Raw genomic sequence first — 25503 nt, forward strand, 5'->3', positions numbered from 1 at the left:
TCGGTGCCCGCCGCCCGATACCCATCCATCCTGGAGCATCCCTTAATGACAACCGCAACGACCGAAAAGGCAACCAAGCAGGTCGCGATCAACGACATCGGGTCTGCTGAAGACTTTCTTGCCGCGGTCGAAAAGACTCTGAAGTTCTTCAACGACGGAGACCTCATCGAAGGCACCGTCGTGAAGATCGACCGCGACGAGGTCCTCCTCGACGTCGGTTACAAGACCGAGGGCGTCATCCCCTCGCGTGAGCTCTCCATCAAGCACGACGTCGACCCCTCCGAGGTCGTCAACGTGGGCGACAGCGTCGAAGCCCTCGTCCTGCAGAAGGAGGACAAGGAGGGTCGCCTGATCCTCTCCAAGAAGCGCGCGCAGTACGAGCGTGCGTGGGGCGACGTCGAGAAGATCAAGGAGTCCGACGGTGTCGTCACCGGTTCGGTCATCGAGGTCGTCAAGGGCGGGCTCATCGTCGACATCGGCCTCCGCGGCTTCCTCCCGGCCTCGCTCATCGAGCTGCGCCGCGTCCGCGACCTCACGCCGTACCTCGGCCAGGAGATCGAGGCGAAGATCCTCGAGCTCGACAAGAACCGCAACAACGTGGTCCTGTCGCGTCGCGCGCTCCTCGAGCAGACGCAGTCCGAGAGCCGCACCACGTTCCTGAACAACCTGCACAAGGGTCAGGTCCGCAAGGGCGTCGTGTCCTCGATCGTCAACTTCGGTGCGTTCGTCGACCTCGGCGGCGTCGACGGTCTCGTCCACGTCTCCGAGCTCTCCTGGAAGCACATCGAGCACGCCTCCGAGGTCGTCGAGGTGGGCCAGGAGGTCACCGTCGAGATCCTCGAGGTCGACCTCGACCGCGAGCGCGTGTCGCTCTCGCTCAAGGCGACGCAGGAGGACCCGTGGCAGGTCTTCGCCCGCACCCACGCGATCGGTCAGGTCGCCCCGGGCAAGGTCACGAAGCTGGTCCCGTTCGGTGCCTTCGTCCGCGTCGCGGACGGCATCGAGGGCCTCGTCCACATCTCCGAGCTGTCGGGCAAGCACGTCGAGCTCGCCGAGCAGGTCGTGTCGGTCGGTGAAGAGGTCTTCGTCAAGGTCATCGACATCGACCTCGACCGCCGTCGCATCTCGCTCTCGCTCAAGCAGGCGAACGAGAACGTCGACCCCGAGGGCACCGAGTTCGACCCGGCGCTCTACGGCATGGCCACCGAGTACGACGACCAGGGGAACTACAAGTACCCCGACGGCTTCGACCCGGAGACCAACGAGTGGCGCGAGGGCTTCGAGTCCCAGCGCGAGGCCTGGGAGCAGGAGTACGCCGCTGCTCAGGCTCGCTGGGAGGCCCACAAGGCGCAGGTCGCCAAGTCGCAGGAGGAGGCCGCCACGGTCTCCGAGGGCGTCTCGGTCGGCGGCGGCTTCACCAACACCGAGTCGGCTGCCGGCGGCGGAACCCTCGCCGACGACGAGTCGCTCGCCGCACTGCGCGAGAAGCTGTCCTCGAACAACTGATCGCTGCACCACCACGACGAACGGCCGGTCCCCTCGGGGGCCGGCCGTTCGGCGTTGCGGCAGGAGCGAGGTCTCCCTGCATGCTGATCGAGTAGCCCGCGCAGCGGGCGTATCGAGATCCAGCCCGTCTGGACGCGTGGGTCTCGATACGGCGCTGCGCGGCTACTCGACCAGCATGGTCGGAGCCGCCCCGCTACCTTCATGGTGATCGAGTAGCCCGCGCTGCCTTTCATGGTGATCGAGCAACCCGCGCTGCCTCTCCATGCTGATCGAGTAGCCCGCGAAGCGGGCGTATCGAGATCCACCCCCGCCCGGTCCGCTGCGCCGCTCGTTAGGCTTGACGGGTGCATCTCGCAGCCCTCACCGGAGGCATCGCCTCGGGCAAGTCCACCGTCGCCCGCCGTCTCGCCGAGCTCGGAGCCGTCGTCGTCGACGCCGACCGGCTCGCCCGCGAGGTGGTCGAGCCCGGGCAGCCGGCCCTCGCCGCGATCGTCGAGCGCTTCGGCCCCGCGACCCTCCGCGCCGACGGCACGCTCGACCGGGCGGCGCTCGGCGCGATCGTCTTCTCGGACGCGTCCGCCCGCGAGGACCTCAACGCGATCACCCACCCCGCGGTGTCGCTCCGCTCGCAGGAACTGTTCGCCGCGGCGGCCGCCGCCGACCCGCACGCCGTCGTCGTCTACGACGTCCCACTGCTCGCCGAGTCGCGCGGGGCGGGGGAGTTCGACGAGGTGATCGTCGTCCACGCCCCGCAGCAGACGCGCGTCGAGCGCTTGATCACCCTGCGCGGCATGACCGAGGCGGACGCCCGCGCCCGCGTCGGCGCGCAGGCGAGCGACGAGGAGCGCCTGGCCCTCGCGGACGCGGTGATCGACGCCTCCGGAACACTGGAGGAGACCCTGAGCCAGGTCGACGCCCTCTGGGAGCGGCTGCGCCGCCGCTCCTGACGGGGCCCGTTCGCCGTCGGCGGAGGGCGACGCCGATGTCGGTGGTCGCGGTTACGCTTCGAGCATGGAGCCAACCCGTGCCGTGCACCCCTTCGAGGTCATCAGCGAATACCAGCCGAGCGGTGACCAGCCCGGGGCGATCGCCGATCTGAGCGCCCGGATCAACGCCGGCGAGACCGATGTCGTCCTCCTCGGTGCCACCGGAACCGGCAAGTCCGCAACCACCGCCTGGCTCGTCGAGGCCGTGCAGCGGCCGACCCTCGTCCTCGCGCACAACAAGACGCTCGCCGCGCAGCTCGCCAACGAGTTCCGCGAGCTCTTCCCCAACAACGCGGTCGAGTACTTCGTCTCGTACTACGACTACTACCAGCCCGAGGCCTACGTCCCGCAGACGGACACCTTCATCGAGAAGGACAGCTCGGTCAACGCCGAGGTCGAGCGCCTGCGGCACTCGACGACCAACTCGCTGCTCAGCCGGCGCGACGTCATCGTCGTCTCGACCGTCTCCTGCATCTACGGCCTGGGCCAGCCCGAGCAGTACCTCGAGGCGATGGTCGCGCTCCAGGTCGGCCAGCGAGTCGACCGCGACCGCCTGATCCGCAAGTTCGTCTCGATGCAGTACGCCCGCAACGACGTCGACTTCGCCCGCGGCACCTTCCGGGTCCGCGGCGACACGATCGAGATCATCCCGATGTACGAGGAGCTCGCGATCCGCATCGAGATGTTCGGCGACGAGATCGAGGCGCTCTACACGCTGCACCCGCTCACCGGGAACGTCGTGAAGAAGCTCGAGTCCGTCTCCGTCTTCCCCGGCTCGCACTACGTCGCCAGCCAGGACGTCATGCACCGCGCGATCGACACCATCCAGCAGGAGCTCGAGGTGCGCCTCTCCGACCTGGAGAAGCAGAACAAGCTCCTCGAGGCGCAGCGCCTGCGGATGCGCACCACGTTCGACCTCGAGATGATGCAGCAGATCGGCTTCTGCTCCGGCATCGAGAACTACTCGCGCCACATCGACGGCCGCGAGTCCGGCGAGGCGCCGCACTGCCTGCTCGACTACTTCCCCGACGACTTCCTCGTCGTCATCGACGAGTCGCACGTCACGGTGCCGCAGATCGGCGCGATGTACGAGGGCGACGCCTCGCGCAAGCGCACCCTCGTCGAGCACGGCTTCCGGCTGCCCTCGGCGATGGACAACCGCCCGCTGAAGTGGGAGGAGTTCAAGGGCCGCGTCGGCCAGACGGTCTACCTCTCGGCCACGCCCGGCCGCTACGAGATGGGGATCGCCGACGGCATCGTCGAGCAGATCATCCGCCCGACCGGCCTGATCGACCCCGAGATCGTCGTCAAGCCGACCAAGGGCCAGATCGACGACCTGCTCGAGGAGATCAAGCTCCGCACCGAGCGCGACGAGCGCGTGCTGGTCACCACCCTCACCAAGCGGATGGCGGAGGAGCTCACCGACTTCCTCACCGAGGCCGGCGTCCGGGTGCGCTACCTGCACTCCGATGTCGACACACTGCGTCGGGTCGAGCTGCTCTCCGAGCTGCGCGCGGGCGTCTACGACGTCCTCGTCGGCATCAACCTCCTCCGCGAGGGCCTCGACCTGCCCGAGGTGTCGCTCGTCGCGATCCTCGACGCCGACAAGGAGGGCTTCCTCCGCTCGTCGACCTCGCTGATCCAGACCATCGGCCGCGCCGCGCGCAACGTCTCGGGCGAGGTGCACATGTACGCGGACAAGATGACCGACTCGATGAGGCTCGCGATCGACGAGACCGATCGCCGCCGCGAGAAGCAGGTCGCCTACAACCTCGACCACGGCATCGACCCGACGCCGCTGCGGAAGAAGATCGCGGACATCACGGACGCGCTCGCCCGCGAGGGAGCCGACACCGCGAAGCTCCTGGCCGGCCGGGACGCGAAGAAGAAGAGCCCGACGCCGAACCTGCGCCGTCAGGGTCTCGCCGCGAACGGCGGCAACGACCTCGAGGCGATCATCGCCGACCTCAACGGCCAGATGCTCCAGGCCGCCGGCGAGCTGAAGTTCGAGCTCGCCGCGCGCCTGCGTGACGAGGTCTCCGAGCTCAAGCGCGAGCTGCGGCAGATGGAGAAGGCCGGGCACCTGTCCTGACCGAGCAGGGTCGGCCCGAGCGGGCCGGCCCGCCGGTGCGGGCGGCGTCGTCCAGCGCAAGTCGCGGAGTCCGGGATCAGCGGCCAGCGAACGCCCCGGGCGATGTCGGTGGCTCCGCATACACTTTCGAGGTGTCGATCCTGAACGCCGTTACGGACCCTTCCACCACCCCCTCACCCTCCTTCCACCGCTTCGTCTCCTCGCTGGACGAATCGGTCTCGAAGCTGGTGGTGAGCGGGGCCAGAGTGCACAACCTGCGCGATGTCGACCTCGAGATTCCCCGTGACTCGATGGTCGTCTTCACCGGCCTGTCCGGGTCGGGCAAGTCCTCGCTCGCCTTCGACACGATCTTCGCCGAGGGCCAGCGCCGCTACGTCGAGTCGCTCTCCGCCTATGCGCGGCAGTTCCTCGGCCAGGTCGACCGGCCGGACGTCGACTTCATCGAGGGGCTCAGCCCCGCGGTGTCGATCGACCAGAAGTCGACCAACCGCAACCCGCGCTCGACCGTCGGCACGATCACCGAGATCTTCGACTACATGCGCCTGCTCTGGGCCCGCATCGGGATCCCGCACTGCCCCGTCTGCAGCGAGCCGATCTCGGCGCAGACCGTGCAGCAGATCGCCGATCAGCTGATGGAGCTCGAGGCGGGCACCCGGTACCAGATCCTCAGCCCGGTCGTCTCGCAGAAGAAGGGCGAGTTCGTCGACCTCTTCAAGGAGCTGACCGCGGGCGGCTACTCCCGCGCCATGGTCGACGGGAAGCTCATCCAGCTCAGCGAGCCGCCGGTGCTCAAGAAGCAGTACAAGCACGACATCTCCGTCGTCGTCGACCGCCTCGTCGCCGGCCCGGACATCCTCGGCCGCCTGACCGACTCGCTCGAGACGGCCCTGCGCCTCACCGACGGCATCGTGCAGATCAACTTCGTCGACGGCGAGGGCGACGGCGCGTGGACGACCTACTCCGAGAAGCTGTCCTGCCCCAACAACCACCCGATCTCGCTCACCGAGATCGAGCCGCGGACCTTCTCCTTCAACGCGCCCTTCGGCGCCTGCCCCGAGTGCTCCGGCCTGGGCACGCGGATGTCGGTCGACGACGAGCTGCTGCTCGGCGACCCCGACCTCAGCATCGCCGAGGGCGTCATCATCCCCTGGACCACCCAGGGCAAGGGTCTCTTCCAGTACTACGAGAAGCTGCTCGACGGCCTCTCCCGCGACCTCGGCTTCAAGCTGACCACCCCGTGGAAGCGCCTCAGCTCCGAGGTGCAGCAGGCCGTGCTGCACGGCGACAACTTCGAGGTCAAGGTCAAGTGGAAGAACCGCTACGGCCGGGAGATGAGCTACACCTCCGGCTTCGAGGGCGTCGTGCCCTACATCGAGCGGCAGTACGTGCAGGCCGAGACCGATGTGCAGCGCTCGCGCTGGGCCGAGTTCCTCCGCGAGGTCGCCTGCCCCGTCTGCAAGGGCTCGCGCCTCAAGCCCGAGGTGCTCGCCGTGCTCGTGCACGGCGCGAGCATCGCCGACGTCGCCGACCTCAGCCTCGGCGACGCCCAGTCGTTCATGAGCGAGCTCCAGCTCACCCCCCGCGAGGCGACCATCGCCGCGCAGGTGCTCCGCGAGATCCGCGCGCGCCTCGACTTCCTGATCGAGGTCGGGCTCAACTACCTCAACCTCTCCCGCGCGGCCGGCTCGCTGTCCGGCGGCGAGGCGCAGCGCATCCGGCTCGCGACGCAGATCGGCTCCGGCCTGACCGGCGTGCTCTACGTCCTCGACGAGCCGAGCATCGGCCTGCACCAGCGCGACAACCGCAGGCTGATCGACACCCTGATCAAGCTGCGCGACCTCGGCAACACCCTGATCGTCGTCGAGCACGACGAGGACACCATCCGGACCGCCGACTGGATCGTCGACATCGGCCCCGGCGCCGGCGTCAACGGCGGCCAGGTCGTGCACTCCGGCTCCTACGAGTCGCTGCTCGAGAACACCCACTCGCTCACCGGTGACTACATCGCCGGCCGCCGCTCGATCGAGCTGCCGAAGAAGCGCCGCAAGATCGACCGCAAGCGCGTGATCAAGGTCGTCGGCGCGAACGCGAACAACCTGCAGAAGGTCGACGTCGAGTTCCCGCTCGGCACCTTCGTCGCGGTGACGGGCGTCTCGGGCTCGGGCAAGTCGACGCTGGTGAACGACATCCTCTACCGGGTGCTCGCCAACCAGCTCAACGGCGCCCGCAAGGTGCCGGGCAAGCACACCCGCGTCACCGGGCTCGAGAACCTCGACAAGGTCGTGCACGTCGACCAGAACCCGATCGGGCGCACCCCGCGCTCGAACCCGGCGACCTACACCGGCGTCTTCGACCGCATCCGCAACCTCTTCGCCGAGACCACCGAGGCGAAGGCCCGCGGCTACCTGCCCGGCCGGTTCAGCTTCAACGTCAAGGGCGGCCGCTGCGAGGCCTGCTCGGGCGACGGCACGATCAAGATCGAGATGAACTTCCTGCCCGACGTCTACGTCGCCTGCGAGGTCTGCGGGGGAGCGCGCTACAACCGCGACACCCTGACCGTGCACTACAAGGGCAAGAACATCGCCGAGGTGCTCGACATGCCGATCGCCGAGGCGGCGGAGTTCTTCGAGCCGATCACATCGATCCACCGGTTCCTCAAGACCCTGGTCGAGGTCGGCCTCGGCTACGTCCGGCTCGGGCAGAGCGCCACCACGCTCTCCGGCGGCGAGGCGCAGCGCGTCAAGCTCGCCACCGAGCTGCAGCGCCGCTCGAACGGGCGCAGCGTCTACGTGCTCGACGAGCCGACCACGGGTCTGCACTTCGAGGACGTCCGCAAGCTCCTGCTGGTGCTCAACGGCCTCGTCGACAAGGGCAACACCGTCATCACGATCGAGCACAACCTCGACGTGATCAAGTCGGCCGACTGGCTGATCGACATGGGTCCCGAGGGCGGCGCCGGCGGCGGCCAGGTCGTCGCGATCGGCACTCCCGAGCACGTCGCGAAGGTCAAGGAGAGCCACACCGGCACCTTCCTCGCCGAGATCCTGCCGTGACGCGGCTCCGCCTCGCCGGTCGTCCCCGGAGGGCCGGGGGAGCGGGGGCGCGGGCATGACGCAGACCGTCGACTTCCGACCGAAGCCGGGCGAGATCCCGACCCTTCCGGGCGTCTACCGCTTCAAGGACGCCCGGGGCCGGGTGCTCTACGTGGGCAAGGCCAAGAATCTCCGTGCCCGGCTCAGCAACTACTTCGCCCCGCTGCCGAGCCTGCACGAGCGCACCCGGCGGATGGTCACCTCGGCGTCCGGCGTCGAGTGGACCGTCGTCGGCACCGACGTCGAGGCGCTGCAGCTCGAGTTCACCTGGATCAACGAGTTCGATCCGCCCTTCAACGTCAAGTTCCGCGACGACAAGTCCTACCCGTACATGGCGGTGACCCTCGGCGACGAGGCGCCGCGGGTGATGGTGACCCGCAACTCCAAGATCCGCGGGGCGCGCTACTTCGGCCCGTACCCGAAGATCTGGGCGATCCACGAGACGATCGACCTGATGATCAAGGCGTTCCCGATCAGGACCTGCAACGACTCGAATTACAAGCGGGCGATGCAGAGCGGGAAGCCGTGCTTCGCCTCGCAGATCGGCCGCTGCGGCGGGCCGTGCTCGCACCGGGTCACCTTCGCGGAGCACCGCGCGATCGTCGACCGCTTCGTCGCCTTCATGGGCAGTCACGACCGCAAGATGATCGGCGAGCTCGAGCGCGAGATGCGCGAGGCCGCCGAGGCGATGCAGTACGAGCGCGCCGGCAAGCTGCGCGACCAGGCCGCCGCGCTCGACGCGGTCCTCGCGAAGAGCGCCGTCGTGCTGAAGGACAACGTCGACGTCGACCTCTACGCGATCGTGCACGACGAGCTCGCCGCCTCCGTGCAGCAGTTCCGGGTGCGCGGCGGCCGGATCCGCGGCGAGCGCGGCTGGGTCGTCGACAAGGAGCTCGACATGAGCACCGCCGAGCTCGTCGACACCGCACTGCAGGCGGCCTACGAGGGCGGCGACATCCCGCCGCGCGAGGTCGTCGTGCCCGAGCTGCCGGAGGACTCCGAGGCGCTCGAGGAGTGGCTGGGCTCCCTCCGCGGGGCCAACGTGCGGCTGCGCGCGGCGCAGCGCGGAGACAAGGCGGCCCTGCTCGAGACCGCGACGCAGAACGCCAAGCACTCGCTGATGCTCTACAAGACCCGGCGCTCCGCGGACTTCACCGCGCGCACGCAGGCCCTGGAGGACATCCGCGACGCGCTCGGCATGGCCGAGGCGCCGCTGCGGATGGAGTGCTACGACGTCTCGCACCTCAGCGGCACCAACATCGTCGCCTCGATGGTCGTCTTCGAGGACGGCCTGGTGCGCAAGGACCAGTACCGCCGCTTCAGCATCGCCGAATCGACCGACGACACCGAGTCGCTGCACCAGGTGCTGACCCGCCGGCTCGCCTACCTGAAGGAGCCGGCCGAGCCCGCGGAGGTGGATCCCGAGACGGGGGAGGCCAAGCGGCGCAAGTTCTCCTACCCGCCGAACCTCCTGATCGTCGACGGCGGGCAGCCCCAGGTCGCGGCCGCCCAGCGCGCGCTGGACGAGTCGGGGGTCACCGGGATCACGCTCTGCGGGATCGCGAAGCGGCTGGAGGAGATCTGGCTGCCGGACTCCGACTTCCCGGTGATCCTGCCGCGCAACAGCGACGCGCTCTTCCTGTTCCAGCGGATCCGGGACGAGGCGCACCGCTTCGCGATCACCCATCAGCGCCAGCGCCGCAAGCGCGACATCTCGTCGCAGCTGGCCGAGATCCCGGGGCTCGGCGGGACGCGGGTGCGCGACCTGCTCAAGCACTTCGGCTCGGTCACCCGGCTGCGCGAGGCGAGCGACGCCGAGATCGCCGAGGTCAAGGGCATCGGGCCGACGCTCGCTGCCGCGATCCACGGGCACCTGCACCCCTGAGGCGCGGCGGTCCTGCGGTGGGCGGGTCTCGATACGCCCCTCCGGGGCTACTCGACCAGCATGAAGCGGCTACTCCACGACCGTATGGTCGCTTCATGCTGATCGAGTAGCCCGTGCAGCGGGCGTATCGAGATCCCACGTCCGGCAGACGTCGCGTTCATGCCCATCGAGTAGCCCGCGCAGCGGGCGCATCGAGATCCACCTTCCGCCGGGTGCTCCGCCCAGGGGCACACCCTAGGCTGGAGGCCCGCCCTCCCCGAAGGAGGGTCCGCGACCCACACGAGCACGGAGACCCCATGAGCACCGAGAGCGAGCAGCAGAACGTGCTGATCGTCACCGGGATGTCCGGAGCCGGACGATCCACCGCCGCCAACGCGCTGGAGGACCTCGGCTGGTACGTGGTCGACAACCTTCCGCCGCAGATGCTGCGCCCGCTGGTCGATCTCGCCCAGCGCGCAGGCGACACCGTGCCCAAGGTCGCGGCGGTGGTCGACGTCCGCGGGCGCGACTTCTTCGCCGACCTCGGCGAGATCGTGCGCGAGCTGCGCGTCGGCGTCGACCTGCGCGTGGTCTTCCTCGAGGCCACCGACGCCGCCCTCGTCCGCCGCTTCGAGCAGGTCCGCCGCCCGCACCCGCTGCAGGGGCGCGGCACCCTCCTCGACGGCATCTCCGCCGAGCGGACGCGACTGGCGCAGCTGCGCGAGTCGGCCGACATCGTGATCGACACCTCGGACCTCAATCCGCACCAGCTCGCGACCACGATCACCGAGCGCTTCGCCGAGGCCGGCCGTGCCGGACTGCAGATCACCGTGATGAGCTTCGGCTTCAAGTACGGCCTGCCGACGGACGCCGACATGGTCGCCGACGCGCGCTTCCTGCCCAACCCGTACTGGATCCCGGAGCTGCGGCCGCACACCGGTCTCGACGAAGAAGTGAGAGACTACGTGCTGGCCCAGCAGGGCGCGGAGGAGTTCATCGACTCCTACTCGCGTGCCCTCCGGCCGGTGCTCGACGGCTACCAGCGCGAGAACAAGCGCCACGCGACCATCGCCATCGGCTGCACCGGCGGCAAGCACCGCTCGGTCGCCGTCGCCGGCCGCATCGCGGCCCGACTGGCCGAGCTGCCGGGTGTCGCCGTCAACGTGGCGCACCGCGACCTCGGCCGAGAATGATCCCCGCGCGCTCCGCCGCGCACCCGACGTAAGGAAAGAAGACTCCGTGGCCCTCACTGCAGATGTCAAGGGCGAACTGGTCGCGATCGTCTCGCGCAAGAACACCGTCCGTGCCGCTGAACTGGCGACCATCCTCCGCTTCTCCGGGGGACTGCACATCATCTCGAACCGCCTCGCGGTCGAGGTCGAGCTCGACTCGGCACCGCTGGCCACCCGCGTCCGCCGCGACCTCGCCGAGCTCTACGGCGTCCGCAGCGAGGGCAGCATCGTCTCGGCCGGCGGCTCGCGCCGCACGACCAGCTGGCTCGTGCGCGTGGTGGAGGGCGGCGACACGCTCGCCCGCCAGACCGGCCTGCTCGACCAGCGCGGTCGTCCCGTCCGCGGCCTGCCGAACCGGCTGACCACGGGCACCCGCGAGGAGCTCGCCGCCGTCTGGCGCGGCGCCTTCCTCGCGCAGGGCTCGCTCACCGACCCCGGCCGCTCGGCCGCGCTCGAGGTGATCTGCCCCGGCAACGAGGCGGCGATGGCGATCGTCGGAGCGGCCGGGCGCCTCGGCGTCCAGGCCAAGTCGCGCGAGGTGCGCGGCGTGCACCGCGTGGTCGTCCGCGACGGCGAGAGCATCAGCGCGATGCTCACCCTGATGGGCGCGACCTCCACCGTCGCGAGCTGGGAGGAGCTGCGCCAGCGCCGTGAGGTGCGGGCCACCGCCAACCGCCTGGTCAACTTCGACGACGCCAACCTCCGCCGCTCCGCGCAGGCCGCCGTCGCCGCCTGCTCGCGGGTCGAGCGCGCGATGGAGATCCTCGGCGAGGACATCCCCGAGCACCTCCGCTACGCCGGCCGGCTCCGGCTCGCGCACCGCGACGCCAGCCTCGACGAGCTCGGCCACCACGCGGACCCGCCGATGACGAAGGACGCGGTCGCCGGCCGCATCCGCCGCCTCCTCGCGATGGCCGACAAGCGCGCCACCGACCTCGACATCCCCGGCACCGACGCGAACCTTCCCGCCGAGCTCCAGGACCTCTGAGCCCCGGCGAGCCGACGGGCCGTCGGGCGCGCGAACGCTGAGTGTCTCCTGGTTGAACGGAGGAAACGCTCCGAGTGCGGAGGGCGGCTCTCACTAGACTGGAAAGGTCGCTCAGGACACCCCGGCACACCCTCCCGCCCCGCGGTGAGGGGCCGTGAGACCCGGCGGATCACTGAGGTCGACGACCACGAACAGGAGATCGCACATGGCTGACTACACGCTCGCCGAACTGCCCTACGACTACTCGGCTCTCGAGCCGCACATCAGTGGACGGATCATGGAGCTCCACCACGACAAGCACCACGCGACGTACGTGACCGGGGCGAACACCGCCCTCGCCGCGCTGCAGGAGGCTCGCGACAGCGAGAACCTCGCGAACGTCAACAAGCTCCAGAAGGACCTGGCGTTCAACCTCGCCGGACACGTGAACCACACCGTGTTCTGGAACAACCTCTCGCCCGACGGCGGCGACAAGCCGACCGGCGAGCTCGCCGCGGCGATCGACGACAACTTCGGCTCGTTCGACAAGTTCAAGGCGCACTTCACCGCCTCGGCCCTCGGCATCCAGGGCTCCGGCTGGTCGATCCTCGCCTGGGACTCGCTCGGCGAGAAGCTCCTGATCGAGCAGCTCTACGACCACCAGAGCAACCACGCCGCGGCCACCGTCCCGGTCCTGCTGCTCGACATGTGGGAGCACGCCTTCTACCTCGACTACGTCAACGTCAAGGCCGACTACGTCAAGGCGTTCTGGAACATCGTGAACTGGGCGGACGTCTCCGCGCGCTTCGAGAAGGCCCGCCGGAACACTTCCGGCCTGCTGCTACTGTCGTAGCGATTCCGGCGTCCCGGGTCCCGGTCCGGGACGCCGCTCTCGCAGCGATCCACACCCTCCACTGCACCGTCGAGGTGCCCTTCCTCTCCAGGAGATATCTGTGTCCGTCAAGATCGGCATCAACGGCTTCGGCCGTATCGGCCGTAACTTCCTCCGTGCGGCCCTCGCCAAGGGCAGCGACCTCGAGATCGTCGCGGTCAACGACCTCACCGACAACAAGGCGCTCGCGCACCTCCTGAAGTACGACTCCATCACCGGCCGCCTCGACGCGACCGTGGAGCTGGACGGCGACAAGATCGTCGTCAACGGCAAGCCGATCATCGTGCTCGAGGAGCGCGACCCCGCGAACCTCCCCTGGGGCGAGCTGGGCGTCGACGTCGTCATCGAGTCGACCGGCCGCTTCACCAAGTCCGAGGATGCGCGCAAGCACATCACCGCCGGCGCCAAGAAGGTCATCGTCTCGGCTCCCGCCACCGGCGACGACGTCGCGACCATCGTCCTCGGCGTCAACGAGGGCACCTACGACCCCCAGGTCCACGACATCGTCTCGAACGCGTCGTGCACCACGAACTGCCTCGCGCCGCTCGCCAAGGTCCTGCTCGACAACTTCGGCATCGAGCGCGGTCTGATGACCACGGTCCACGCCTACACCGCCGACCAGAACCTGCAGGACGGCCCGCACAGCGACCTCCGTCGCGCGCGCGCCGCCGCGGTCAACATCATCCCGACGTCGACCGGTGCCGCCAAGGCCCTCGGTCTCGTCATCCCCGAGCTCGTCGGCAAGCTCGACGGCTACGCGCTGCGCGTCCCGGTCCCGACCGGCTCGATCACCGACCTCACGGTCGAGCTGTCGAAGTCCGCCACGGTCGAGGAGATCAACGCGGCCTACAAGGCCGCCGCCGAGGGCGACCTCAAGGGCATCCTCAAGTACACCGAGGACCCGATCGTCTCCAGCGACATCGTCACCGACCCGCACTCCTCGATCTTCGACGCCGGCCTGACCAAGGTCATCGGCAACCAGGTCAAGGTCGCCTCCTGGTACGACAACGAGTGGGGCTACTCCAACCGCCTCGTCGACGTCGCCGAGCTCGTCGCCGGCAAGCTCTGAGTCACGACTCCGTGACGAGTGACACCGTGACGCTCCGCACTCTGGACTCACTGGGCTCCCTCGCCGGCACGCGCGTCGTCGTCCGCTGCGATCTGAACGTCCCCCTGAAGGACGGAACGATCACGGACGACGGCCGCGTGCGCGCGTCGGTGCCCACGCTCCAGCGGCTCGTCGCCGAGGGTGCCCGAGTCGTGGTCGTGAGCCACCTCGGGCGCCCCGACGGCGCCCCCGACTCGAAGTACAGCCTCGCGCCCGTCGCGAAGCGCCTCGGCGAGCTCCTGGACGCCCCCGTCTCGTTCGCCGAGGACACGGTCGGCGACTCCGCCTCCGCCGCGGTCGACGCCCTCGAGGACGGCCAGGTCGTCGTGCTCGAGAACCTCCGCTTCAACCCGGGGGAGACCAGCAAGGACGCGGACGAGCGCCGCGCCTTCGCCGAGAAGCTCGCCGCCTTCGGCGACGCCTTCGTCTCGGACGGCTTCGGCGTCGTGCACCGCAAGCAGGCGAGCGTCTACGAGCTCGCCCAGCTGCTGCCCAGTGCCGCCGGAACGCTGATCGCCGCCGAGCTCGAGGTCCTGGACCGCCTGACCGAGAAGCCGGAGCGCCCGTACACGGTCGTCCTCGGTGGCTCGAAGGTCTCGGACAAGCTCGGCGTGATCGAGCACCTGCTGCCGCGGGTCGACTCGATCCTCATCGGCGGCGGCATGCTCTTCACCTTCCTCAAGGCCCAGGGCCACGAGGTCGGCAAGAGCCTGCTCGAGGCCGATCAGATCGATACCGTCCTCGGCTACCTCGCGAAGGCGAACGAGCTCGGGGTCGAGATCGTCGTCCCCACGGACGTCGTCGTCGCCTCGAAGTTCGGAGCGGACGCCGAGTACGTGACGGCACCCGCCGACGCGATCGAGGACACCGCGTTCGGCGCGGACGGCCTCGGTCTCGACATCGGACCGGACACCGCGAAGCGGTTCGCCGAGGTCGTCTCAGCCTCGAAGACCGTGTTCTGGAACGGCCCGATGGGCGTCTTCGAGCTCGAGCCGTTCGCGGCCGGCACGAAGGCCGTCGCCCAGGCCCTCACCGAGGTCGACGGACTCAGCGTCGTCGGCGGCGGCGACTCGGCCGCCGCGGTGCGCGCCCTCGGCTTCGAGGACGGGCAGTTCGGCCACATCTCGACGGGAGGCGGAGCCAGCCTCGAATTCCTCGAGGGGAAGCGCCTCCCCGGACTGGAGGTCCTCGGATGGCAGTGACATCCCGCACCCCGCTCATCGCCGGCAACTGGAAGATGAACCTGGACCACCTCCAGGCCATCGCCTTCGTCCAGAAGCTCGCGTGGAGCCTCAAGGACGCCGACCACGACTTCGACGGCGTCGAGGTCGCGGTGTTCCCGCCGTTCACCGATCTGCGCCCCGTGCAGATCCTCGTCGACTCCGACAAGCTGCCGCTCAAGTACGGCGCGCAGGACCTGTCGAAGTTCGACAGCGGGGCCTACACCGGTGAGATCTCCGGCCAGTTCCTCAAGCAGCTCGACTGCGACTACGTCATCGTCGGCCACTCCGAGCGGCGCACGCTGCACGGCGAGACCGACGCGGACATCGCTGCGAAGACGGCCGCGGCCGTCAAGCACGGCGTCCCGCCGATCGTCTGCGTCGGCGAGACCGCCGAGGACCTCGAGAAGCACGGCCCGTCCGCGGTGCCCGTCGCGCAGCTGAAGGAGGCCCTCACCGGCCTGCCCTCGGACGCCGACCTCGTCATCGCCTACGAGCCCGTCTGGGCCATCGGCTCCGGCCAGGCCGCCACCCCCGAGCAGGCCCAGCAGGTCTGCAAGGCCCTCCGCGACGTCGTCGCCGACATCCTCGGCGCCGACACCGCGGCGAAGACGCGCATCCTCTACGGCGGCTCCGTCAAGTCCGGCAACATCGCCGGCTTCATGCGCGAGCCCGACGTCGACGGCGCCCTCGTCGGAGGCGCCAGCCTCCAGGTCGAGGAGTTCGCGGCCATCGCGCGTTTCCGGAACCACGTGGGCGTCTGACGCTCTGAGTCTCTGAAGGGGTGGGTCCACGCGGGCCCACCCCTTCAGTGTTTCCGCGTCTCGCCATCCCGCTCACCGTGCACTGGCGCAGCGTTGCTCAGCCGCCTGCTGGTGGGGGGCCTCGCGCTGGCGCGGGCGGAGGGAGTGGTCTCGTCGCGGCGACAGGCTCGGGTCTGGCGGGCGCTCCGCAGGAGCGCGGGAAGGCGCCGCGACGAGACCACTCCCTCCGCCCCTCACCAGCAGTCCCGCGTATACAGCGGACAGAACACAGGGCGTCGCGATTCCCCGGGGGTTCGCAGGCGCCGTTATACTCGTCGAGGCGTGCAACGCGCCAGAACTTCGAAAGGTACCGCGTGGACATCCTCCAGGTCGTGCTCCAGGTCGTCCTGGGCATCACGAGCCTCCTGCTCACCATGCTGATCCTGCTCCACAAGGGGCGCGGCGGCGGACTGTCCGACATGTTCGGCGGTGGAGTCACCTCGAACCTCGGTGCCTCGGGCGTCGCAGAGCGCAACCTGAACCGCATCACCGTGATCCTCGGCCTCGTCTGGCTGGCCTGCATCGTGGTGCTCGGTCTCATCACCAAGTTCGACACCGGAGCATAGGGGTAAACGGAATGGCATCAGGCGGCAGTGCAATCCGCGGTTCGCGCGTCGGCGCGGGACCCATGGGCGAGCAGGACCGGGGCTACCACGCCGAGCGCGTCGCGGTCTCCTACTGGGACGCCCTCGGCAACGAGACGGTGCGCCACTTCTCGGCGGCGCTCCCCGAGGACGAGATCCCCGAGGTGATCGACTCCCCGCAGTCCGGTCTCCCCGCGGGTCGCGACCGGGCGAACCCTCCCCAGGTCGCGAAGTCGGAGCCCTACAAGACGCACCTCGCGTACGTGAAGGAGCGCCGCACCGAGGCCGAGGCCGCTCAGCTCCTCGAGGAGGCGCTGCAGCAGCTGCGCGCCCGCCGGGGCACCGCGACCCCCTCCTGAACATCACCGGCCGCACGGCCGGAGCAACGACGAAGGGCCCGTCCTCCCAGGAGGCGGGCCCTTCGTCGTTCCCGGACGAGCCGTCCGGGGGAGGAGCTCAGTAGCTCGGAGCGATCAGCGACTCCGGCACCTCGGCCGCAGCCTCCTGGTCGACGAAGAACACCGTGCGCTTGCGGCCGAACGCGCCCGCCGCGGGCACCTCGTTCGTGCTCGCGCCGGCGAGGGCCAGCCCGAGAGCGGACGCCTTGTCGGCGCCGGCGAGGACCATCCAGATCCGGTCCGACTGGTTGATCAGCGGCAGCGTGAGCGTGAGGCGCTCCGGCGGCGGCTTGGGGGAGTTGCGGACCGCCAGCACGCCCGGCTGCGGGTGGCGGATGGCCGAGCGCTCCGGGAAGAGCGAGGCGATGTGGCCGTCGGGGCCGACCCCGAGGAAGGTGATGTCGAAGCGCGGGTAGTCGCGGCCCTCGGTGGCGTGCGCACGGAGCTCGGCGTCGTACGCCGCGGCGGCGCCGTCGAGGTCGAGGCCCTCGTCGGACGCGGGGTAGGAGTGCACGTTCTCGGCCGGCACCTCGAGGCGCTCGAAGAGGTCGCCCGCCTGCACGTCGTTGCGGTCCTCGTGGCCCCGGGGCACCCAGCGCTCGTCGCCCCACCAGAAGTGCACGCGCGTCCAGTCGACGTTGCCCGCGGCGGAGGAGCCGCCGATCTCCTTGAGGGTCGCCGCCCCCATCGTCCCGCCGGTGAGGACCACGTTCGCCGTGCCCAGGTCGTCGAGGATGTCGATCGTCTTCGTCAGGAAGCGCGCGGCGACCGAGCCTGCGAGGGTCTGCTTGTCTCGGTGGACGAGCACACGGCGGTCAGTGGTCATCGGGGTCTCCTTCGGGTCGGTCGCCATCGGCGGATGGCCGTCTCCTCGGCCGCCGCGCCCGGGGAGAGGGGTGCGGCGGCCGGGGAGTGCGGCGGTGTCAGGACGCGCTTCGAGCGTCGTTCTTCTCGGTGAGCATGTCCACACCGCGCGAGATGACTTCACCGTACAGGTCATCCGGGTCGAGCCTGCGCAGCTCCTCCGCCAGGCAGTCGCGGAGGCTCCGGCGCGGCAGGGAGATGTCGTGGACGGGCTGGTCCGGCTGCGTCAGCGTCGCGACGTTCGGGATCGAGCGCTCGAGCTCGATCACGCCGGACTCGCGGAAGAGGCGCACCCCGTGGATCCCGCTGGACCCCGTCGCGCTGATGGTGAGCTCGTGGTCGACGGGGATGTCGAGCTCGAGCTGCAGCCAGGCCGCGAGCAGGATCGTCGACGGGGAGTCCGGCGCACCGGAGACCTCGACGGCCGTGATCGTCTCGTACGGCGGCTGGTCGAGCACCGCGGCGAGCTGAGCGCGCCAGAGGGTGAGGCGCGTCCAGGCGAAGTCGGTGTCGCCGGGGGCGTAGGTCGAGGCGAGGTGGTGCAGCGCCTCGGCCGGGTTCGACTGAGCCGAGGCGTCGGTGATTCGCCGCGTCGCGATGCGGCCGATCGGCGACTTCGAGGCGCTGTCCGGCGCGCTGTTCGGCCACCAGGCGACGACGGGGGCGTCCGGGAGCAGGAGCCCGGTGACCAGGCTCTCCTCGTCGGTCGCCGCGTCGCCGAACGGGCGGAGCACGACGACCTCGCTCGCGCCGGCGTCGCCGCCCACGCGGATCTGCGCGTCGACCCGCGGGGTGGCGTCGACCGGCACCGTGGTCAGTCCGTCGTCCTTCGAGACGACGATGACGCGCATCGGGTGCTCGCGGGAGGCGTCGTTGGCGGCGTCGATCGCCTCCTCCTCCTGGCCCCGGGAGGTCGCGATGATGAGGGTGAGCACGCGGCCGAGGGCGACGGCGCCGCCCTCCTCGCGGATCTTGACGAGGGTCTTCGAGACCTCGCTCGTCGTGGTGTCGGGCAGATCGACGATCACGGGCGCCTCCAGGTGCGGCCGTCGCGAGCGAGGAGCTCGTCGGCGGAATCGGGGCCCCATGTTCCGGGGCGGTACTGCTCGGGCTGGCCCTGCGTGGTCCAGTACTCCTCGATCGGGTCGAGGATCTTCCAGGACAGCTCGACCTCCTCGTGCCGCGGGAAGAGCGGCGGCTCGCCGAGGAGGACGTCGAGGATCAGGCGCTCGTAGGCCTCGGGGCTCGCCTCGGTGAAGGCGTGGCCGTAGCCGAAGTCCATCGTGACGTCGCGGACCTGCATGCCCGCGCCGGGCACCTTCGAGCCGAAGCGCATGGTGACGCCCTCGTCCGGCTGGACGCGGATGACCAGGGCGTTCTGACCGAGCGAGGTGGTCTGGCTCTCAGCGAAGAGCTGCTGCGGCGCGCGCTTGAAGACCACGGCGATCTCGGTGACGCGGCGGCCGAGGCGCTTGCCGGCGCGGAGGTAGAACGGCACGCCGGCCCAGCGGCGGGTGCCGATGTCCAGGCGCATCGCGGCGAAGGTTTCAGTGGTCGAGGTGGGGCTCATGCCGTCCTCCTCGAGGAAGCCGAGCACCTTCTCGCCGCCCTGCCAGCCGCCGGAGTACTGCCCGCGGGCGGTGACGGTCGAGAGGTCCTTCGGCAGGCGGACCGCAGCGAGGACCTTCTCCTTCTCGGCGCGGAGGTCCGCGGCGTCGAACGAGATCGGCTCCTCCATCGCGGTGAGCGCGAGCAGCTGCAGCAGGTGGTTCTGGATGACGTCGCGCGCGGCGCCGATGCCGTCGTAGTAGCCGGCGCGGCCGCCCACTCCGATGTCCTCGGCCATGGTGATCTGCACATGGTCGACGTAGTTCGAGTTCCAGAGCGGCTCGTACATCATGTTGGCGAAGCGCAGCGCCAGGATGTTCTGGACCGTCTCCTTGCCGAGGTAGTGGTCGATCCGGAAGACGGAGTCGGGCGGGAACACCGACTCGACGACGGCGTTGAGCTCGCGCGCGGTCTTCAGGTCGCTGCCGAAGGGCTTCTCGATGACGACGCGGCGCCACTGGCCGTCCTTCTGCTCCGCGAGGCCCGAGTTGCGCAGCTGCTCGGTGACCTGGGGGAAGGACTTCGGCGGGATCGAGAGGTAGAAGGCGAAGTTGCCGTTCGTGCCGCGCTCGCGGTCGAGCTCGTCGACCGTCGTCTTCAGGCGGCTGAACGCCTCGGGGTCGTCGAACTCGCCCTGCACGAAGCGGATGCCCTGCGCCAGCTGGGTCCAGACCTCCTCGTGGAACTCGGTGCGCGCGTACTTCTTGACGGAGTCGTGCACGACCTTCTCGAAGTCCTGGTCGTCCCAGTCGCGCCGGGCGAAGCCGACGAGCGCGAAGCCGGGCGGCAGCAGACCGCGGTTGGCGAGGTCGTAGACCGCCGGCATGAGCTTCTTGCGGGAGAGATCGCCGGTGACGCCGAAGATGACGAGGCCGCTCGGCCCCGCGATCCGGTTCAGCCGGCGGTCGAAGCTCAACCGCAGCGGGTTGAACTCGGGAGTGATGTCCACAGACATGTGCAGTGTCCTTCTGTGTGCCGAGGGAGCCGGCCGGGCCGGGTCCTCAGCGCACTGCTCTGGGTGACGAAGGGGGAGTGGTGACGCCGGCCCGCTCCGCTGAGGGCTTGCGAGCGCGGTCGTGGCGGACCGCGCGGACGACCGCGGGCGCGGCGCCCCGCCTCCGCGAGGAGGACGGGGCGCCGCGCCCGGCGGATCAGGTGTTGAGCGCCTCGAAGAGCGCCTCGAGGTCGGCCTCGGGGTCCGTCAGCGTCAGCGTCAGGACCGGGCGGCCGTGCTCGGCGAGCACGCTCGCGTCGCCCGCGGCCTGGGCCTGGATCAGCTGACCGAAGGTGAACGGGCTCTCGGGGATCTCGAGGTCCGTGCTCGCGCGCTCGGCGATCTGGAGGAAGACGCCGGTCGGCGCTCCGCCCTTGTGGTACTGACCGGTCGAGTGCAGGAAGCGCGGGCCCCAGCCGAAGGTGACGGGACGCTGCGCCTGCGCGGCGAGGAGGTCGCGGACGCCCTCCAGCTGCGGCAGCGCGAGGCGGTCGACGTAGGCCTGGATCGACACGTAGCCGCCCTCGCCCAGCTGGGCGAGGAGGCGGTCGACGGCGGCGGCGATGGTCGAGACGCCCTCGGTGACGTCCGACGTGCCGGTCACCTCGATGCCCGCGTCCGTGAAGGCCGGCGTCGCCGGCTCCGGGCGCTTCTCGAGCAGGGCCCTGGTGGCGACCTTCGCCGACTCGACGTCGGGCTGGTCGAACGGGTTGATCCCGAGCAGGCGCCCGGCGACCGCGACCGCGTACTCCCAGGTCAGCATCTGCGCGCCGAGCGAGCCGGACAGGAGGATCTCGCCCTCGTGCCGGTCGCGCGGGAACAGGTGCAGCGCGCTCGCGTCCTCGACCAGGCGGACGACCTGCACGTCGGCGAGGTCCTCCGACAGCTCGGGGGCGAGCGTGCCGAGGACGACGGGGAGGATGCCGGTGCCGTCCTTGCCGGTGGACTCGGCGATGAGCTGCTCGGCCCAGTCGGCGAAGCCCACGATGTGCGTGCCGTCGGCCACGATCGCGAGCTTGTCGCGACGGGGGCTGGTGGCGGCGATGGCCGCGCCGAGGAGCAGACCCGGGTTCTCCGGGGTGTCCACGGCCAGGCCGAGGGACGCCTCCGCCGCCTCGTCGAGGAGGGCCTCGATGTCGGCGCCGGCGAGACCGGACGGCACGAGGCCGAACGCGGAGAGCGCCGAGAAGCGGCCGCCGATGTTCGGGTCGGCGTTGAAGACCCGGTAGCCCGCCTCGCGGGACGAGGTGTCCAGCGGCGAGCCGGGGTCGGTCACGATGACGATGCGGTCGAGCGGGTCGATGCCGGCCTCGGTGAACGCCTTCTCGTAGGCCTTCTTCTGGCTGGCGGTCTCGACCGTCGAGCCGGACTTGGACGAGATGACGACCGCGGTCGTCGCGAGACGGTCGTTCAGGGCCGCGAGGACCTGCCCGGGCGCGGTGGAGTCGAGCACGGTGAGCTCGACGCCGGCGGTCCGGGTGATGACCTCGGGCGCGAGCGAGGAGCCGCCCATGCCGCCGAGCACGATGTGGTCGATGCCCTTGGCCTGGAACTCCTCGCGGAGCGCCAGGATCTCCGGGATCAGCGGGCGGGAGACGGTGGTCGACTCGGTCCAGCCGAGGCGCTTCGCGGACTCCTCCTCGGCCGCCGCACCCCAGAGGGTGGGGACCTGGGCGGTGATGCCCGAGGCGACCTCGTCGGCGACGAGCTCCGGCACGACGCGGTCGGCGGCCTTCTCGGCGTCGCCGCTGAGGTGGATCTGGATCGTCATGATCAGGCCTTCGCCTTCGCGCCCTCGAGCGCGGCGGTGACGGTGTCGAGCAGCTCGTTCCAGGAGACGACGAACTTCTCGACGCCCTCCTTCTCGAGCAGCTCGGTGACCTCGGCGTAGGAGACGCCCTGCGCGGCGACGGCGTCGAGGACGGCGTTGGCGTCGGCGTAGGAGCCGGTCACCGTGTCGCCGGCGATGACGCCGTGGTCGAAGGTCGCCTCGAGGGTCTTCTCGGGCATGGTGTTGACGACGCCCGCCGCGACCAGCTCGGTCACGTAGAGGGTGTCGGGGAGGTCGGTCGACTTGACGCCGGTCGAGGCCCAGAGCGGACGCTGGCGGTTGGCGCCGGACTCCTGCAGGAGCAGCGCGCGCTCGGTGGCGAACGCCTCGACGAAGACCTCGTAGGCGAGCTGCGCGTTGGCGACGCCGGCCTTGCTCTTCAGGGCGAGGGCCTCGTCGGTGCCGACGGCCTCGAGGCGCTTGTCGATCTCGGTGTCGACGCGCGACACGAAGAAGGAGGCGACGGAGTGGATCGTCGACAGGTCGATGCCGGCGTCCTTGGCCTTCTCGAGGCCGGCCAGGTACGCGTTGATGACGGCGCGGTAGCGGGCGAGCGAGAAGATCAGCGTGACGTTGACCGAGATGCCGGAGCCGATGGCCTCGGTGATGGCCTCGAGGCCCTCGACAGTAGCGGGGATCTTGATCATCGCGTTCGGGCGGTCGACCTTGGCCCAGAGGGCCTTGGCCTGCTCGATGGTGCCCTGCGCGTCGTGCGCGAGGCCCGGCTCGACCTCGATCGAGACGCGGCCGTCGTAGCCGTTGGTCGCGTCGTAGATCGGGCGGAAGACGTCGGAGGCGGCGGCCACGTCGTCGGTGGTGATCGCGAAGACCGCGTCGGTCACCGAGGTGTCGGCCGCGGCGAGCTCCTCGACCTGCTCGTCGTAGGACTCGCCCTTGGCGAGGGCGGCGGCGAAGATCGTGGGGTTGGTGGTCACGCCGACGACGTTCTTCTCGTCGATGAGCTTCTGCAGCCCGCCGCTCGAGATGCGCGAGCGCGACAGGTCGTCGAGCCAGATGCTGACGCCGGCGGCGGAGAGGTCTGCGGTGGGGGTGTTCTCGGTCATGTCTCTTCTTCTCGCTAGATGGTGCGGGTCGGTGGGGAGTCGTGGGCCCGACGGCGAAGGCCGCGCCCTGGTGGACGCGGCCTTCGTGGTCAGGACGCCGCGAGCGACTCCTTGGCGGCGGTGATGGCCGCCTCGGTGGTGATCCCGAACTCGCGGAACAGGGTCTTGTAGTCGGCGGAGGCGCCGAAGTGCTCGATGGAGACGGAGCGGCCGGCGTCGCCGACGTACTTCTGCCAGCCGAGGCCGAGGCCGGCCTCGATCGAAACGCGCGCCTTCACGGAGGAGGGCAGCACCTTCTCGCGGTACTCGGCGTCCTGCTCCTCGAACCACTCGAGCGACGGGGCCGAGACGACGCGGGCGTTGACGCCCTCGCCCTTCAGCAGCTCGCGCGCCTCGACGGCGATCTGCACCTCGGAGCCGGTGGCGATGAGGATCACGTCGGGGGTGCCGTTCGGCGCCTCGGCGAGGATGTACGCGCCACGGGCGACGTTCGACGCGTGGGCGAAGGTCTCGCCGGTGGCGTCGCCCTCTCCGCGCTCGAAGACGGGGATGTTCTGGCGGGTCAGCGCGAGGCCGGCCGGGCCCTCGCGGCGCTCCAGGATGGTCTTCCAGGCGTAGGCGACCTCGTTGGCGTCGCCGGGGCGGACGATGTCCAGTCCCGGGATCGCGCGGAGGGCCGCCAGCTGCTCGACCGGCTGGTGCGTCGGGCCGTCCTCGCCGAGCGCCACGGAGTCGTGGGTCCAGACGTAGATGGCCGGCGCCTTCATGAGCGCGGCGAGACGGACCGCCGGGCGCATGTAGTCGGAGAAGATCAGGAAGGTGCCGCCGAAGGGGCGGGTGTTGCCGTGCAGCACGATGCCGTTGAGGATCGCGCCCATCGCGTGCTCGCGGATGCCGAAGTGCAGCACGCGGCCGCCCTTCTTGCCGGTCCACTCGTGGGTCGAGAACTCGCTCGGCACGAACGAGCCGGCCCCCTCGATGGTCGTGTTGTTCGACTCGGCGAGGTCGGCGGAGCCGCCCCAGAGCTCGGGCACGACACCGGCGAGGGCGTTGATGACCTTGCCGGACGCGGCGCGGGTCGAGACCTCCTTGCCGGGCTCGAAGACCGGGAGGGCCTCCTGGACGCCCTCGGGCAGGTCGCCGCTCAGGACGCGGTCGAGCAGGACCTTCTTCTCGGGGTTCGCGGTCGCCCACGCCTCGAGGGTCTCGTTCCACTCGGCGTGCTGCGCCTGGCCGCGCTCGACGGCCTTGCGGGTGTGCTCGATGACCTCGTCGGCGACGTCGAAGGTCTTCTCGGGGTCGAAGCCGAGCACCTCCTTGAGGCCGCGGAGCTCGTCGGCGCCGAGGGCGGAGCCGTGGATCTTGCCGGTGTTCTGCTTCTTCGGCGAGGGCCAGCCGATGATCGTGCGCAGGATGATGAGCGACGGCTTGTCGGTCTCGCCCTTGGCGGCCTCGATCGCGGCGTGCAGCTCGGCGACGTCCTCGTGGTACTCGCCGGTCTTCTTCCAGTCGACGACCTGGACCTGCCAGTCGTAGGCCTCGTATCGGGCCTTGACGTCCTCGGTGAAGGCGATGTTGGTGTCGTCCTCGATCGAGATCTGGTTGGAGTCGTAGATGACGACCAGGTTGCCGAGCTGCTGGTGGCCGGCCAGCGAGGAGGCCTCGCTGGTGATGCCCTCCTGCAGGTCGCCGTCGCCGGCGATGACGTAGACGAAGTGGTCGAACGGCGAGGTGCCCGCGGCGGCCTCGGGGTCGAACAGGTCGCGCTCGAAGCGCGCGGCGTAGGCGAAGCCGACGGCCGAGGCGAGACCCTGGCCGAGCGGGCCGGTGGTGATCTCGACGCCGTCGGTGTGGCCGTACTCGGGGTGGCCGGGGGTCTTCGAGCCCCAGGTGCGCAGCGCCTTGAGGTCGTCGAGTTCGAGGCCGTAGCCGCCCAGGTAGAACTGGACGTACTGCGTCAGCGAGGAGTGGCCGACGGAGAGGATGAAGCGGTCGCGCCCGATCCACGTCGCGTCGGACGGATCGCGGCGCATGACCTTCTGGAACAGGAGGTACGCGGCCGGCGCGAGGCTCATGGCGGTGCCGGGGTGGCCGTTGCCGACCTTCTCGACCGCGTCCGCGGCGAGAACCCTCGCCGTGTCGACTGCCTTCTCGTCAATGGAATCCCATTGCAGTTCTGACACTAGGTACTGACCCTTCTCGAGACGTGGGGCAGACGGGGACCGTCCACCCTCTCGCATGGTGGAGCGCGCCGCATGACGACTTCGACACGATGCTTCCGACGACGCCCCGTTCTGCCTCGCGCGACTGATCAGTCGGGCGGAACTCGGGTGCGGGCCGGGCGCTCTGGCGAGCAGTTCCGAGTATACGGAGGGGGGTGCATCGCGGATCGGGGGTT

General features: G+C 69.9%; 19 protein-coding genes. 13 read left to right on the top strand and 6 right to left on the bottom strand.

The annotated features are described in order from the left end of the window. The first annotated feature begins 45 nt into the window (after positions 1–45). The 13 genes from rpsA (at position 46) to HQQ86_RS18310 (ending at position 16705) form a co-directional block, all read left to right on the top strand. Positions 46–1506 carry a 30S ribosomal protein S1 gene (gene rpsA, locus HQQ86_RS18250; protein ID WP_123446259.1) on the top strand — a complete coding sequence of 487 codons (1461 nt, stop codon included), beginning with the start codon at positions 46–48 and terminating at the stop codon, positions 1504–1506. Between the two features lie 344 nt (positions 1507–1850). After that, positions 1851–2453, top strand: a complete 603-nt coding sequence (gene coaE, locus HQQ86_RS18255) for a dephospho-CoA kinase (protein WP_173289759.1) — start codon at positions 1851–1853, stop codon at positions 2451–2453. A gap of 64 nt (positions 2454–2517) precedes the next feature. After that, on the top strand, positions 2518–4584 hold the full coding sequence (uvrB, locus tag HQQ86_RS18260) for an excinuclease ABC subunit UvrB (RefSeq protein WP_173289761.1): 2067 nt from the start codon (positions 2518–2520) through the stop codon (positions 4582–4584). A 203-nt stretch (positions 4585–4787) separates the two neighbouring features. After that, complete coding sequence (gene uvrA / locus HQQ86_RS18265) at positions 4788–7637, top strand: excinuclease ABC subunit UvrA (protein ID WP_173290426.1); 2850 nt, start codon at positions 4788–4790, stop codon at positions 7635–7637. 55 nt (positions 7638–7692) lie between these two features. Then, positions 7693–9561 (top strand): excinuclease ABC subunit UvrC, encoded by a 1869-nt coding sequence (uvrC, locus tag HQQ86_RS18270; RefSeq protein WP_173289763.1) that lies wholly within the window; start codon positions 7693–7695, stop codon positions 9559–9561. A gap of 296 nt (positions 9562–9857) precedes the next feature. Then, a complete protein-coding gene (gene rapZ, locus HQQ86_RS18275) occupies positions 9858–10733 on the top strand; it encodes an RNase adapter RapZ (RefSeq protein WP_173289765.1) in 876 nt (291 codons plus the stop codon). A 46-nt stretch (positions 10734–10779) separates the two neighbouring features. Then, positions 10780–11760: a DNA-binding protein WhiA gene (gene whiA, locus HQQ86_RS18280; RefSeq protein ID WP_123446265.1), complete on the top strand. Its 981-nt coding sequence runs from the start codon at positions 10780–10782 to the stop codon at positions 11758–11760. Between the two features lie 205 nt (positions 11761–11965). After that, positions 11966–12592: a superoxide dismutase gene (locus HQQ86_RS18285; protein WP_173289767.1), complete on the top strand. Its 627-nt coding sequence runs from the start codon at positions 11966–11968 to the stop codon at positions 12590–12592. 100 nt (positions 12593–12692) lie between these two features. After that, positions 12693–13700: a type I glyceraldehyde-3-phosphate dehydrogenase gene (gap, locus tag HQQ86_RS18290; protein ID WP_123446267.1), complete on the top strand. Its 1008-nt coding sequence runs from the start codon at positions 12693–12695 to the stop codon at positions 13698–13700. 26 nt (positions 13701–13726) lie between these two features. Continuing rightward, positions 13727–14941: a phosphoglycerate kinase gene (gene pgk, locus HQQ86_RS18295; protein WP_173289769.1), complete on the top strand. Its 1215-nt coding sequence runs from the start codon at positions 13727–13729 to the stop codon at positions 14939–14941. Beyond that, positions 14932–15723, top strand: coding sequence for a triose-phosphate isomerase (gene tpiA, locus HQQ86_RS18300; protein ID WP_173289771.1), 792 nt, complete (start codon positions 14932–14934; stop codon positions 15721–15723). The genes pgk and tpiA overlap by 10 nt, the downstream gene beginning before the upstream one ends. Before the next feature lie 353 nt (positions 15724–16076). Next, the gene (gene secG, locus HQQ86_RS18305) at positions 16077–16328 is read left to right on the top strand and encodes a preprotein translocase subunit SecG (RefSeq protein ID WP_123733087.1); all 252 of its coding nucleotides are present in this window, start codon (positions 16077–16079) and stop codon (positions 16326–16328) included. Between the two features lie 11 nt (positions 16329–16339). Continuing rightward, positions 16340–16705, top strand: coding sequence for an RNA polymerase-binding protein RbpA (locus HQQ86_RS18310; protein ID WP_123446271.1), 366 nt, complete (start codon positions 16340–16342; stop codon positions 16703–16705). A gap of 97 nt (positions 16706–16802) precedes the next feature. Here HQQ86_RS18310 and pgl read toward each other — a convergent pair whose 3' ends face one another. From pgl to tkt, 6 genes are all read right to left on the bottom strand, one after another. Beyond that, positions 16803–17570: a 6-phosphogluconolactonase gene (gene pgl, locus HQQ86_RS18315; RefSeq protein ID WP_123735998.1), complete on the bottom strand. Its 768-nt coding sequence runs from the start codon at positions 17568–17570 to the stop codon at positions 16803–16805. Positions 17571–17667: 97 nt separating this feature from the next. After that, complete coding sequence (locus HQQ86_RS18320; protein WP_173289773.1) at positions 17668–18636, bottom strand: glucose-6-phosphate dehydrogenase assembly protein OpcA; 969 nt, start codon at positions 18634–18636, stop codon at positions 17668–17670. Next, positions 18633–20171: a glucose-6-phosphate dehydrogenase gene (gene zwf / locus HQQ86_RS18325; protein ID WP_173289775.1), complete on the bottom strand. Its 1539-nt coding sequence runs from the start codon at positions 20169–20171 to the stop codon at positions 18633–18635. Before zwf ends, HQQ86_RS18320 begins: the two co-directional genes overlap by 4 nt. A gap of 196 nt (positions 20172–20367) precedes the next feature. Continuing rightward, entirely contained in the window at positions 20368–21981 is a 1614-nt protein-coding gene (locus HQQ86_RS18330; protein WP_173289777.1) for a glucose-6-phosphate isomerase, read from the bottom strand. A 2-nt stretch (positions 21982–21983) separates the two neighbouring features. After that, the gene (tal, locus tag HQQ86_RS18335; RefSeq protein ID WP_123446275.1) at positions 21984–23105 is read right to left on the bottom strand and encodes a transaldolase; all 1122 of its coding nucleotides are present in this window, start codon (positions 23103–23105) and stop codon (positions 21984–21986) included. A gap of 89 nt (positions 23106–23194) precedes the next feature. Next, complete coding sequence (gene tkt / locus HQQ86_RS18340; RefSeq protein ID WP_367948722.1) at positions 23195–25288, bottom strand: transketolase; 2094 nt, start codon at positions 25286–25288, stop codon at positions 23195–23197. Positions 25289–25503 lie beyond the last annotated feature (215 nt).

Source organism: Rathayibacter sp. VKM Ac-2857, from assembly GCF_013205025.1.
Taxonomy (GTDB): Bacteria; Actinomycetota; Actinomycetes; order Actinomycetales; family Microbacteriaceae; genus Rathayibacter.

What these genes read in the sequence shown, in the direction of transcription:
- zwf (WP_173289775.1), bottom strand. Translation starts at nt 20,171, where the DNA reads ATGTCTGTGGACATCACTCCCGAGTTCAACCCGCTGCGGTTGAGCTTC.
- tal (WP_123446275.1), bottom strand. Translation starts at nt 23,105, where the DNA reads ATGACCGAGAACACCCCCACCGCAGACCTCTCCGCCGCCGGCGTCAGC.
- pgl (WP_123735998.1), bottom strand. Translation starts at nt 17,570, where the DNA reads ATGACCACTGACCGCCGTGTGCTCGTCCACCGAGACAAGCAGACCCTC.
- HQQ86_RS18285 (WP_173289767.1), top strand. Translation starts at nt 11,966, where the DNA reads ATGGCTGACTACACGCTCGCCGAACTGCCCTACGACTACTCGGCTCTC.
- HQQ86_RS18310 (WP_123446271.1), top strand. Translation starts at nt 16,340, where the DNA reads ATGGCATCAGGCGGCAGTGCAATCCGCGGTTCGCGCGTCGGCGCGGGA.
- uvrB (WP_173289761.1), top strand. Translation starts at nt 2,518, where the DNA reads ATGGAGCCAACCCGTGCCGTGCACCCCTTCGAGGTCATCAGCGAATAC.
- tpiA (WP_173289771.1), top strand. Translation starts at nt 14,932, where the DNA reads ATGGCAGTGACATCCCGCACCCCGCTCATCGCCGGCAACTGGAAGATG.
- rapZ (WP_173289765.1), top strand. Translation starts at nt 9,858, where the DNA reads ATGAGCACCGAGAGCGAGCAGCAGAACGTGCTGATCGTCACCGGGATG.
- HQQ86_RS18330 (WP_173289777.1), bottom strand. Translation starts at nt 21,981, where the DNA reads ATGACGATCCAGATCCACCTCAGCGGCGACGCCGAGAAGGCCGCCGAC.
- rpsA (WP_123446259.1), top strand. Translation starts at nt 46, where the DNA reads ATGACAACCGCAACGACCGAAAAGGCAACCAAGCAGGTCGCGATCAAC.
- uvrC (WP_173289763.1), top strand. Translation starts at nt 7,693, where the DNA reads ATGACGCAGACCGTCGACTTCCGACCGAAGCCGGGCGAGATCCCGACC.